8 protein-coding genes and 1 pseudogene are annotated in these 12,363 nt (G+C 64.8%); all 9 read left to right on the forward strand.

Annotated features, from left to right (window positions below; genetic code table 11):
• Positions 1–8 precede the first annotated feature (8 nt).
• Positions 9–1,268 (forward strand): N-acetylglucosamine-6-phosphate deacetylase, encoded by a 1,260-nt coding sequence (locus tag BE0216_RS11360; protein WP_094637050.1) that lies wholly within the window; start codon positions 9–11, stop codon positions 1,266–1,268.
• 341 nt (positions 1,269–1,609) lie between these two features.
• Positions 1,610–2,923, forward strand: coding sequence for an extracellular solute-binding protein (locus tag BE0216_RS11365; protein ID WP_094637187.1), 1,314 nt, complete (start codon positions 1,610–1,612; stop codon positions 2,921–2,923).
• Positions 2,924–3,011: 88 nt separating this feature from the next.
• On the forward strand, positions 3,012–3,992 hold the full coding sequence (locus BE0216_RS11370; protein ID WP_226805790.1) for a carbohydrate ABC transporter permease: 981 nt from the start codon (positions 3,012–3,014) through the stop codon (positions 3,990–3,992).
• The gene (locus BE0216_RS11375) at positions 3,992–4,867 is read left to right on the forward strand and encodes a carbohydrate ABC transporter permease (RefSeq protein ID WP_094637051.1); all 876 of its coding nucleotides are present in this window, start codon (positions 3,992–3,994) and stop codon (positions 4,865–4,867) included. Before BE0216_RS11370 ends, BE0216_RS11375 begins: the two co-directional genes overlap by 1 nt.
• An 85-nt stretch (positions 4,868–4,952) precedes the next feature.
• The gene (locus tag BE0216_RS11380; RefSeq protein ID WP_158217221.1) at positions 4,953–6,080 is read left to right on the forward strand and encodes an ROK family transcriptional regulator; all 1,128 of its coding nucleotides are present in this window, start codon (positions 4,953–4,955) and stop codon (positions 6,078–6,080) included.
• 41 nt (positions 6,081–6,121) lie between these two features.
• Positions 6,122–8,167, forward strand: a complete 2,046-nt coding sequence (locus BE0216_RS11385) for a glycoside hydrolase family 20 zincin-like fold domain-containing protein (RefSeq protein WP_094637053.1) — start codon at positions 6,122–6,124, stop codon at positions 8,165–8,167.
• 265 nt (positions 8,168–8,432) lie between these two features.
• A complete protein-coding gene (locus BE0216_RS11390) occupies positions 8,433–10,061 on the forward strand; it encodes an ABC transporter substrate-binding protein (RefSeq protein ID WP_094637054.1) in 1,629 nt (542 codons plus the stop codon).
• A 116-nt stretch (positions 10,062–10,177) separates the two neighbouring features.
• Positions 10,178–11,269 (forward strand): ABC transporter permease, encoded by a 1,092-nt coding sequence (locus tag BE0216_RS11395; RefSeq protein ID WP_094637055.1) that lies wholly within the window; start codon positions 10,178–10,180, stop codon positions 11,267–11,269.
• 2 nt (positions 11,270–11,271) lie between these two features.
• Positions 11,272–12,351: pseudogene (locus BE0216_RS11400) on the forward strand (ABC transporter permease); the annotation flags it as partial.
• Positions 12,352–12,363: the final 12 nt, after the last annotated feature.

Genomic DNA, 12,363 nt, shown 5'->3' on the forward strand with positions numbered 1-12,363 from the left:
CAGAGGACATGGCTCAATCACGCGAACAGATCGTCGCCCGTGTCACCGACGCGCTCACCGGCGATCCGTCGCCGGTCGCCATTCGTGGCGCGCGTAAGGTGGACGCTCGCGGCGAACGGTCCCATTTCTGGGTCGTTTCGAACGCCTCCGGCGTCATTGAAGCGGTCGGCACCGATGATGGGGAGTTCGAGTCGGCATGCCGGTCCGTCGGCATCGACCCCGACGACGGGAGCGCCGTCATCGACGCGGCCGGCCGCGCGCTCACCCCGGGCTATGTGGACATTCACGCCCACGGCTCGTGGGAGCACAGCTTCGACGACGGCCCCGAAGGCATCGACATCGCCCGCGCCGGCCACGCCGTGCACGGCACCACCCGTCAGGTGCTGTCGTTGATCACCAACCCGGTGGAGGTGATCTGCGAGAACATCCGCAACGTGCGTGCCAAAATGGACGAGCGCCCCGATATCCTGGGCTGCCATCTCGAAGGCCCGTTCCTGGCGATGGCCCGCAAGGGCGCGCATGATCCGCAATGCCTGATCGATCCGGTGCCCCAGGTCGTCGACACGATGCTTCAGGCCGCCGACGGATGCATCCGCCAGATCACCATCGCGCCCGAACTGCCGCATGGCATCTCGGCGATCCGCCAGTTCGCCGCGGCCGGCACCGTGCCCGCGGTGGGCCATTGCGACGCCGACTACGAGATGGCCCGACGTGGCTTCGACGCCGGCGCCGGCATCATGACCCATATGTTCAATGCGATGAACGGCCTGCACCACCGCGAGCCCGGCCCCATTCCGGCCGCCGTGGAGGATCCGCGCGTCACCGTGGAGCTCATCAACGACGGATTCCATGTGGACGATCCGATGGTGTCGCTGAGTTTCAGGTTCGCGCCCCACCGCACCGCGTTCGTCACCGACGCGATGGCCGCCACCGACTGCCCCGACGGGCCGTACAAACTCGGCGCCTTGGATGTGAACGTGGTCGACGGCCATGCGCGTCTGGTGTCCAACGGCGCGATCGCCGGCTCCACGCTGCTGCTCGAGGTGGCGGTGCGGCGCGCGGTGAACGAGCTGGGCATCTCGCCGGTCGAGGCCGTCGAGGCGGCGACGCTCACCGGCGCCAAGGCCTTCGGCTACGACAAGCCGAATCCGGTCACCGGAGCGCCGTTGGGCCTTGTCGCGCCCGGATTCGCCGCCGATCTGCTGCTGACCGATCCGGACACCTGGACGGTCGAACAGGTCTGGTGCGCCGGACGACGACTGAAGTAGGACAGACCCACGTTCTTCCCCCCGACACGCCCCTTATCGCCATACGTGCGATAAGGGGCGTGTCGCGATTTGCGCCATCGTTGAGGAGGGGTTATTGTTGACTTCGACAAAGATGTTTTGATGCTCTAAGTAAGTAAGGAAACTAAACTAAAATATTGGGATGGGGAATAACCACTCCAAAAGAACACGTACTTGCTTGAGGCCTCACGCATATGGTGCCTGCGAACGTCGTGGACACCTGACACGTCGGCGTGGTTGCAGTGACGCGACACCGACACCAACCCTCACTGCAAGGCGGGAAGACGCCGCCGATCAAGAAACGGTCACAAGGAGAAATGGACATGCAAAAGAAGCGTATTGTCGCCTCCACGGCGATGGCGTTGGTAGCCGCGATGGCCCTGAGCGGCTGCTCGATGGGCAGCCCCTCGTCCGGCGGGGACTCGTCGTCGGACGACGCGTCCGGCAAGACGATCACCGTCTGGGCCATGAAGGACGACTTCACCGACGAGACCCTCGACGCCATCAACAAGGCGTTCGAGGAGAAGACCGGCGCCACGGCCAACGTCGAGATCCAGGAATGGGACGGCATCACCACCAAGCTCACCACCGCGCTGTCCACCTCCACTCCGCCCGACATCGTCGATCTGGGCAACACGCAGGTGTCGGGCTTCGCCGACAGCGGCGCCCTGATGGACCTGACCGACTACAAGGACGAGCTGAGCGAAGGCAACGAATGGGTCGGCGGCCTCGAGGAGCCCGCCACCATCGACGGCAAGCTGTACGCCGTGCCGGCGTTTGCCGCCGCCCGCGCCGTCGTCTACAACAAGACGATGTGGGCCGAGGCCGGCATCACCGAAGCGCCGACCACCTGGGACGAGTTCATCGCCGACCTGGACACGGTCGCCGCCGCCAACGCCGACAATCCCGACTTCATCCCGTTCTACCTGCCCGGCCAGAACTGGTACTCCGCCCTGCAGTTCATCTGGGACGCCGGCGGCGACGTGGCCTCCGACGAGGACGGCACCTGGAAGGGCACCGCCTCCAGCGCCGAAGCCATCGAAGGCATGAACAACTGGAAGGACTTCCAGAACAAGTACTCCAGCGAGGCCTCCCGCACCGTCGACACGGCGAACCCGAACCAGAACCAGTTCCTCGCCGACGGCAACACCGCCGCCATTCTGGGCAACAGCAACGCGATTTCCGGCATCAAGGAGCTCAACGCCGACATGACCGACGACGATCTGGGCACCTTCGCGATGCCGGGCCAGAGCGGCGAGAACCAGCCGTCCATGGTCGCCGGCTCCGACTGGGCCATCGCCGCGAAGAGCCAGAACCAGGAACTGGCCATCGAATGGGTCAAGATCGCCGCCAGCGCCGAAATCCAGCAGGAGTGGATCTTCGCCCATGACGGATGGATGCCGAACTCCGTGGAGGGCCTGGAGGAGGCCATGAACTCCAGCGACTTCCCCGAAGTGCAGCGTGGCTTCTTCGAGGCGGCCAAGAATTCGAAGGCCACCCCGGCCTCCCCGAACTGGGCCACCATCGAAGGTGACAAGTCCATCAACGAGTTCACCCAGTCCGTCGCCACCGGCACCTCCGTCGAGGAGGCCGCGAAGACCTTCGACGATCATCTGAACGAAGTGCTCGGCGAGTAGCCGACGCATCCCATAGGCCCGGGATCCGCGCCGCCCGACGCGGCTCCCGGGCCCCTTCCACCATCAGCCGTCACCAGGGAATTCGCAAATGACAACCTCAACTCTGACACCGACCGCGCGGCGCAACGGCAAGACTCCACGGTCAGCGCACACCAACCCCCGCACCCGCAAGACGATGAAATCGACGACCGGATTCACCGCGCTGCTGCTGACTCCCACCGGAATCATCCTCGCCGCGCTGGTCATCGTGCCGATCATCTTCCTGGTGTTCACCTCATTCACCGACTTCAACCAACGTTCGCTGTTCACCGGCGAATTCGAATTCGTCGGCCTGGCGCAGTACGCCGCCGCGCTGTCCGACGCCGCCTTCTGGCAGTCCCTGCTGCGCACCTTCCTGTTCACCGCCGCGCTGGTGGTCGGCAGCATGCTCATCGGCATGGCCGTCGCGCAGATGATGACCAAACTCGGCACGGTGATGCGCTACATCGTCACCTTCGCGCTGATCTTCGCATGGGCCATGCCGAACGTCGCCTCCTCCGTGGTGTGGAAGTGGCTGTTCCAGCCCGGATACGGCGTGATCAACTATCTGCTCACCAAACTGCGCATCTTCGGCGACGTGAGCAACCTCGCCTGGTCGAACAACACCACGCTGGCGTTCGTGTGCATCTGGCTGCTGGTGGTCTGGCAGGCCGTGCCGTACATCGCCATCACCCTGTACGCGGCGACCACGCAGATCGACCACTCCTGCATCGAAGCGGCGCAGCTCGACGGCGCCGGCCCCATCCGCACCTACTGGCAGGTCATCGTGCCGCTGATCAAGCCCAGCATCATGGTGATCGCCATGTTGTCGGTGATCTGGGACTTCAACGTGTTCAACCAGATCTGGCTGGTCTCCCAGGGCGGTCCCTCCGGATCGACCTCCACCATCGGCGTGTTCACCTACAAGCAGGCGTTCGTCAACTTCGACATCGCGCAGGGTGCCGCCATCTCGGTGATCACCGTGATCATTCTGCTCGCGCTCACCGGCGTATACGTGCGCAATCTGCTTAAGACGGGGGAGGACCTGTGATGACGACCGCGACCAAGCAAGCCGGCGTCCGTGCCGGAGTGAAAACCAACCGCAGGCTCAATTGGCGCAGAATCGGCACCAACGTGCTGGCGATCCTGTTCAGCGTCGTGTGGCTGTTCCCGGTCTACTGGATGACCATCACCGCGTTCAAGCCGCGCAGCGAGGTGATGACCACCCAGCCGGTGTTCATCCCCACCCACTGGTCGCTGGAGAACTTCCAGACCGCGATGTTCGAGACCAACTTCTTCGTCAATCTGAAGAACTCGGTCATCGTCACCTTCGTGGCCATCATCGTTTCGGTGTTCTTCGCCTTCCTCGCCTGCGCCTCGCTGACCCTGTACCGCTTCCGCGGACGCCGTACGATCATGGTCATGATTCTGGCCATGCAGATGATCCCCGGCACGGCCATGCTGATCCCGCAGTTCATCGTGTTCAACCAGTTCGGACTGCTCAACAAGTACATCGGCCTGATCCTGGCGTACATCGCCACCGTGCTGCCGTTCTCGATCTGGAACATGCGCGGCTTCTTCCTGTCGATTCCGAAGGACATCTTCGAATCGGCCCGCGTGGAGGGCGCCAGCGAATGGCAGATCCTGCGCCGCATCACCTTCCCGCTGGTGGCGCCCGGCGTGGTCTCGACCTCGGTGTTCGCCTTCATCACCGCGTGGAACGACTACCTGATGGCCTACACCTTCATGAAGGATCAGACCAAGTACACGCTGCCCGTGTGGCTGTCCAGCTTCTCCACCCCCGCCGGAACCGATTTCGGCGGACAGATGGCCGCATCCGTGCTGTTCTCCCTGCCGGTCGTGGTGTTCTTCATGATCGTGCAGCGCAACATCGCCAAGGGAATCACCGCCGGCGCGGTGAAATAGGCGAGGGCTACATCCGATCGGCGCCGCCGCGAGGCACGGAATGCCATGGCGGCGTCGGTCAGCACATACCAAGGAGGTTGGCGTAATGGCCCTCACCCGCGCGTCCCATACACGCGACGACTACTCCGGCGCCGCGCCGTCGGACATCAGGCAGCGCAACCGCACCGCGGTGCTGCGCGCCATCTACCCGAACGTCTGGTGCTCACGGGCCGAACTCTCCCGAATCACCGGCATGTCCAAGGTCTCCACGTCCGACGTGGTGGCCGAACTGATCCAGGACGGCCTCGTCACCGAAGGCGGATACCAGAACTCCCCGAAGCCGGGCAAGCCCGCGCTGCTGGTCGGATTCAACGCCCGGTCCATGAACGTGGCGTCGGTCGACATCTCGGAGGCCGACGGCATGCGGGGCATCGTCACGGATCTGGCGGGCAACGTGCTCGAACGGGACCAGGAGCCCATCGTCGAGCATATGCCGCTGCGCACCACGCAAGTGGTGGAATTCTGTGAGCGTCTGGTCTCGCGTGCCCACGCTCCGGTGCTCGGAGTGGCGGTCGCCACGCCGGGCACCGTGGACGAGCGGGAAGGCGTCGTGCTGGCCGCGCCCAACCTCGGATGGGCCGACGTGGAGCTGGCGGCGCTTCTGCGCAACAGGCTCGGTCTGGAGGCCACGGTGGCGAACGACGCCGATTGCGCGCTGTTCGCGGAGCGTTGCTTCGCCCAAGGCTCGGAGAACATGATGCTCGTGCAGGTGGCCAAAGGCCTCGGCGCCGCCATGCTGATCGGCGGCAATGTGGTGCAGGGCACCGACCACGCCGCGGGCGAGATCGGCCATGTCGTCGTGGACGACGACGGCCCGCAATGCGTCTGCGGCAAACGCGGATGTCTGGAGACCCTGGTCTCCACGCCGGTGTTGGAACGCCGCATAGCCCAGGAGCCCGATCATCGCGACGATGTCGTGGCCGACGCCGGCGCCATTCTGGGGCGCGCGTTGGCGATGCCCGTGGCGATGTCCAACATCAGCGAGGTGATCGTGGCCGGCCCCGAGGAAGTGGTGGACGACGAAATGGCGCGCGCGGTCCGGGACACCATCAACGATATGGTCCGATCCCGGTTCATCGGCGCCGTGAACGTGCGCCGGTCCCAACTCGGCGCCGACGCCGCCGCGCTCGGGGCGGTCGCCTTCGTGATGCGCGACCAGCTGCGCATTCTGTGACGGCTCGAACGCCGCCGACCCGATTCGTGGAAAGGAACATCATGACCGCAACATCAGCCATGCCGCAACGAGGTCTGGCCTTGGTTCCGACGCCCCGACTGGTGCGGGACTCCGGCCGTCGTCTCACGATGCCCTATATCGGACGCATCGTCGAAACCGCGGAGGCGGGCCGGCTCGACCCAACCTGCGTGCTGGCCTCGCAATTGGCCGACGATATCGAACAGGCCACCGGCCTGCGGTGGGACACGGCGAAAGGCGATTCCTGGCAAGGATTCATCCGGTTGGAGGTTATCCGCGAATCCTCGGGCGGCGGCGATGACGCGCCGGTTATGGGGGAGCGCGCCTACCGGCTGGACATCGCCGAAGACGGCGTCACCGTACTCGGCGGCGGACTGCCCGGCCTGCGCGACGGCGTGCAGACGTTGCGCCAGATCATCCGCCAATCCGCGCCCGCCCTGCCGGCGGTCCATATCGAGGACGAACCGGCCTTCGCGGTGCGCGGGTACTATCTCGACGCCACGCGCGGCAGGGTCCCCACGCTCGACTGGCTCAAACAGTGGGCCGACCTGCTGTGCCTGGCCAAATACAACCAGCTGCAGCTCTACGTCGAACACAGCTTCGCCTTCGACCATATGAGCGAGACCTGGCGCGGCGTCTGCCCGCTGACCCCGGCCCAGATCATCGAATTCGACGCCTATTGCGCCGAGCGCGGCATCGAACTGGTGCCCTCCGTCTCGACCTTCGGACACCACTACATGGCCCTGCGCACACGGGAGCTGCGCGACCTGGGCGAATTCCCCGAACAGGCCGACCGCGCCTACAGTTTCATCGAACGCATGGAACACCACACGCTCAACATCACCGACGAGCGTGCCTTCGACTTCTCCTGCTCGCTGGTGGACTCCTATGTGGAACTGTTCCGCTCGAGGAAATTCAACATCTGCGCCGACGAGACCTTCGACCTTGGCAAGGGGCGGGGGCGCGGCGAGGCCGAACGCCGCGGGGTCGCCGCGATGTACGCCGACTATGTGACCCGCCTGTGCCGCCACTTGAGCGAGCGGGGGTACAAGCCGCAGTTTTGGGGCGACATCGCCGTGGAGATGCCGCAGATCCTCGACTCCCTGCCCGACGACGTCACGCTGCTCAACTGGATCTACGAGCCCGAAGCCGTCGACGAGAAGGTGCGTCTGGTCGCGCGATCCGGCGCCCGGCAGATCGTCTGCCCCGCCGTGTGGGGATGGAATTCGCTGCTGGCCCGCCCGCACGACGCATGGCGCAACATCTCGCGTATGGCCCGGTATGGCTGGCGTCATGGCGCCGACGGCATGCTGGTCACCGACTGGGGTGATTTCGGACATATCAACGATCCGCGCATGTCGATCCCGTCCATGATGGTCGGCGCGCAATACGCGTGGGATCCCGAGACGCTCGGCGACGCGGACGACTCCGAGGCCGTCGCCCGTATGGAGGCCGAGCTCAACCGGCGCATCGCGCTCGCGGCCTACGGCGACGCCGGCGGCCGGCTGGTCGAAGCGTGGAGCGACGCCGCCCGGCAGGTCGCCTTCGGCTGGCATGAGCTGGTCGGCATCGTGGAATTGGACGATGGGCGCGGCGGACTCAATGAGGATGTGCAGGCCGTCATGGCCTCCCGATGCGAAGGCGTCTATCGCGAGCGCGTGGCCGCCGCCTCCACGGTGCGTCAGGCGCGTGAGGCGTCGATGGCGGCGCTGGAAGGCCGTCTCGACGCGGCCGAAGCGATGAACGCCGCGCTGGCCGGGGACCGCCAGACCATCGCCGAAGCGATCGCGGGCGCCTCCGGCGATCGCGCCGCGCTGGCCCAGTCTCTGATGCTCGCATGCGAAGGCCAGATGCTGCTCAACGACATCGGCGCGCATCTCGCCAGCGTCTGGCGAGATGCCGACGGTGAGGCGGATGATGCCGAATCGGCCAAGCGTGGCCGTCTCCTCGCCGCACGGTGGGAGACATGGTTCGAGATCTATTGCCGTGTGTGGCGGTCGATCAGCGAGGAATCGGAACTGCGCCGCATCGCGGATGTCGTCTGGCGAACCGCCGATCTATTGCGGTGACGATCGTATCAACAAGCCCCTTGTGTCTTGAATGCTGAGATACAAGGGGCTTTTGTCTCAGAATGTGGTCATCTGTATATGTCGGGAATGTCATTGGAACTTCCCTGAGAAACCACTGAAAACCATCATGCGGGGCGCTCTACGTCATACGAAATGACGGAGGATGAAACGCGGGGGTAACATTGCGCTACTTAAATGGCGGTCAGTTCGCGGATGCTGGTTGGTCCGCGGACGAATCACCATTGGAAGCAGAGAGAGGACCCTCGTGAACTACAGGAAAGCCTTGGCCGCCGCCGCATCCGTCGCGGCCGTCGCATCGCTCGCCGCATGCGGTGTGAAAGACGACGCCACCACCGTCAGCACCACCGACGCCATCACCATCGGCACCACCGACAAGGTCACCTCCGTCGACCCCGCCGGCTCCTACGACAACGGCTCCTACGCCGTGCAGATCCAGATCTTCCCGTTCCTGTACGCTCAGGACTACGACACCTCCGAGTTGAGCGCCGACATCGCCGCCGACGAGGGCACCTGGAGCGAGGACGGCACCGAATTCACCGTCAAGCTCAAAGAAGGTCTGAAATTCGCCAACGGCAACGATCTGACCGCCTCCGACGTGAAGTTCTCCTACGACCGCATCAAAACCATCAACGATGAGAACGGCCCCAGCTCGCTGCTGGCCAACATCGAATCCGTCGAGGTCGTCGACGACACCACCGTCGTGTTCAAGGACTCCGTGCCCTTCGACGTGACCCTCAAGCAGGTGATGAGCTCCCCGGCCGGTCCGATCGTCGACGAGGACGTGTTCGACGCCGACGCGATCACCGACGCCGACACCATCGTCAGCGGCGGCGGCTTCGCCGGACCGTACACGCTCGCCTCGTTCAAGATGAACGAAACCGCCTCCTATGAGAAGAACGACGCCTATCAAGGACTGACCCCGGCGCAGAACGACGCCGTCCAGGTCAAGTACTTCGCCGACTCGTCCAATCTGAAGATGGCCGTCGAGCAGTCCCAGATCGATGTGGCCTACCGTTCGCTCACGCCGACCGACATCGAGGACCTCTCCGGCAACGACAACGTCAACGTCGTCACCGGTCCCGGCGGCGAGGAACGCCTGCTGGTGTTCAACATGAAGCTGCAGCCCTTCGGCGAGTCCCAGGCCGACGCCGACGCCGACAAGGCCCGGGCCGTGCGCCAGGCCGTGGCCAACCTCATCGACCGCGACGAGCTCTCCGAGAAGGTGTACAAGGGCACCTACACCCCGCTGTACTCCTACATCCCCGACGGCCTGGCCGGCCATGAGGACACGCTGAAGGACTCCTACGGCGACGGCGAGGGCGGCCCCAGCCTCGACAAGGCCCAGGCCGTGCTCGAGGCGGCCGGCATCACCACCCCGGTCGAACTCAAGCTCCAGTACAACGGCGACCACTACGGCTCGTCCTCCGCCGACGAGTACGCGGCCATCAAAACCCAGCTCGAGGAAGGTGGCCTGTTCACCGTCGACCTGCAGCAGACCGAATGGACCCAGTACAACAAGGACCGCGTCGTCACCGACGAATCCGACGGCTCCTACCCGCTGTACCAGCTGGGCTGGTTCCCGGACTACTCCGATCCGGACAACTACCTGTCCCCGTTCTTCCGCGACGGCAACTTCGTCAACAACGGCTACTCCAACGCCGAAATCAACGATCTGATCGTCCAGCAGGCCGGCGAGTCCGACGAAAACGTGCGTGAGGAGCTGCTCAAGCAGATCCAGGTCCTCGAAACCGAGGATCTGTCCACCATCCCACTGTTGCAAGGCGCCCAGACCGCGGTCACCGGCACCAACATCGACGGTGTGGTCCTCGACGCGTCCTTCCGCTTCCGCTACGCGTCCGTGACCAAGAGCTGACGGCGGCCCCGCCGCATCGTCCGACCGGCCGGGATCTCCACGGCACCGTTTCCGTGGGTTCCCGGCCCTCCCGTAACCACCGTTCCATCCGCAATCCTTCACGCAAGGAGCATCGAGTGTCCACAAGCACCGCAGCGGCGGCCCCATCCGAGAGCAAAGCCGCCAAACCCAAGGCGAACCGTCTATCCGGCGGATTCTTCCGTTTCATCGTGACGCGGTTCCTGCTGATCATCCCCACCGTGTTCATCCTCGTCACCATCGTGTTCTTCGTCATGCGCGCCACGGGCGATCCCATCTCCGCGGCCATGGGCGGCCGCCTCACCCCTGAGGAGCTGCAGCGCCGCATCCACGAGGCTGGCTACGACCGTCCGCTGATCGTGCAGTACCTCGACTATCTGGGAGATCTGGCGCACGGGGACCTCGGCACCACGCTCACCGACAACCAGCCGGTCATCACCATTCTTACCCGCTATGGGGCGGCCACGCTGGAGCTCGCATTGCTTGCCCTGATCGTCGCGCTGCTTGTCGGCATCGTCTTCGGCCGCATCGCCGCCAAACACCGTGACCAGGCCGCCGACGCCGGCATCCGCGTGTTCGCCATCCTGTGCTATGCGACCCCGGTGTTCTTCCTCGGTCTGCTCCTCAAACTCGTTTTCTCCGTGTGGATGGGGGTGCTGCCATCCTCGGGCCGCTCCTCGCTCGCCTCCGAAATGCAGTTCGAACGGCTGATCTCACCGACCGGACTCTATATCATCGACGCGCTGCAGCTGGGCGACATGACCGTGCTCGCCGATGTGCTCCGCCACGCGGTGCTGCCCGCGCTGGCCTTGGGACTGCTGACCGCGGGCGTGTTCATCCGCCTGGTGCGCACCAATGTGATCTCCACCTACAATTCCGGCTATGTGGAGGCGGCGCGTTCGCGCGGCGTGAGCGAGAAGCGCCTGCTGTCGAAGCACGCCTGGAGGCCCGCGCTCATCCCGATCATCACCGTTATGGGCATGCAGATCGCCCTGATGCTCGCCGGAGCCGTGCTCACCGAAACCACCTTCGAATGGAAGGGCCTGGGATTCATGCTCTCCACCTATCTCAAAGCGCGTGATTTCGTGGCCGTGCAGGGCATCGTCATCCTGATCGCGCTCATCGTGGCCGTCGCCAACTTCATCGTCGACGTGGTGGCCGCGCTGATCGATCCGAGAGTGAGGTACTGAAGATGAGCGAAAGCAACGTCAACGCGGTCGGCGTGCCGGGGGACTCCCGTTTAAGCGACCTGACCGTGCGCAAACCGGCCCCCTGGTGGACCAGACTGCCGCTGGTCAGTCAGCTGCGCATCGCGGTCGGCTGGCAGAAAGGCATGCTTGTCACCGGTCTGGCCCTCACCGCCTTCTTTCTGGTCGTGGCCATCTTCGCGCCATGGATCGCGCCCTACGGCTATTCACAGATGAAAGGCGACGACGGCGTCTCCTTCCCGACGCAGGCCGCGCCCTCGCCCGAGCATATCTGGGGCACCACGGTCGGCGGCTACGACGTGTTCAGCCGCACCGTGTGGGGAGCGCGCACCGCGGTCGTCGCCATCATCGTGGCGGTGCTGCTGTCGATTTTCGCCGGCGTGCTGCTCGGCCTTGTCTCCGGATACTTCGGCGGCTGGGTGGACCGTGTGCTGGTCGTGGTCGCCGACGCGATCTACTCCTTCCCCTCGCTGCTGCTCGCCATCCTGATGGCCATCATGATCTCCGGCGGACAGTCGAGCCTGTGGGGCGGCATCCTCGCCTCCGGCATCTCGATCACCGTGGTCTACATCCCGCAGTACTTCCGCACGATCCGCGCCGAGGTGGTGCGCATCAAAGAGGCCGCGTACGTCGAATCCGCGAAGGTGGTCGGCGCCTCCACCTGGCGCATCATGACCAAGCATCTGCTCAAGAACGCCACCCGCACCCTGCCGGTGATCCTCACGCTCAACTCGTCCGAGGCGATTCTGACGCTCGCCGGCCTGGGCTTCCTCGGCTTCGGCATCGAACCTACCAAAGCCGCCGAATGGGGGTACGACCTCAACCGTTCCGTGGCCGACGTGACCGCCGGCATCTGGTGGACGGCGGTGTTCCCCGGCCTGGCGATCGTGCTTATCGTACTGGGGATCACGCTGGTCGGCGAGTCGCTCAACGACCTGGCCGATCCGCGTCTGCGCGCCCGCAAATCCGCCGGCGAGGTCATCGGCTCGATCGAGGACACCTCCGTCGATCCTTCCGAGAAGCCATCTGAAGCCAACGAGGTCGTCGCCGAACTCAACGCGAGCAAGGAGTAACGC

It is taken from the genome of Bifidobacterium eulemuris, from assembly GCF_014898155.1.
Taxonomy (GTDB): domain Bacteria; phylum Actinomycetota; class Actinomycetes; order Actinomycetales; family Bifidobacteriaceae; genus Bifidobacterium; species Bifidobacterium eulemuris.

What these genes read in the sequence shown, in the direction of transcription:
- BE0216_RS11360 (WP_094637050.1), top strand. Translation starts at nt 9, where the DNA reads ATGGCTCAATCACGCGAACAGATCGTCGCCCGTGTCACCGACGCGCTC.
- BE0216_RS11365 (WP_094637187.1), top strand. Translation starts at nt 1,610, where the DNA reads ATGCAAAAGAAGCGTATTGTCGCCTCCACGGCGATGGCGTTGGTAGCC.
- BE0216_RS11370 (WP_226805790.1), top strand. Translation starts at nt 3,012, where the DNA reads ATGACAACCTCAACTCTGACACCGACCGCGCGGCGCAACGGCAAGACT.
- BE0216_RS11375 (WP_094637051.1), top strand. Translation starts at nt 3,992, where the DNA reads ATGACGACCGCGACCAAGCAAGCCGGCGTCCGTGCCGGAGTGAAAACC.
- BE0216_RS11380 (WP_158217221.1), top strand. Translation starts at nt 4,953, where the DNA reads ATGGCCCTCACCCGCGCGTCCCATACACGCGACGACTACTCCGGCGCC.
- BE0216_RS11385 (WP_094637053.1), top strand. Translation starts at nt 6,122, where the DNA reads ATGACCGCAACATCAGCCATGCCGCAACGAGGTCTGGCCTTGGTTCCG.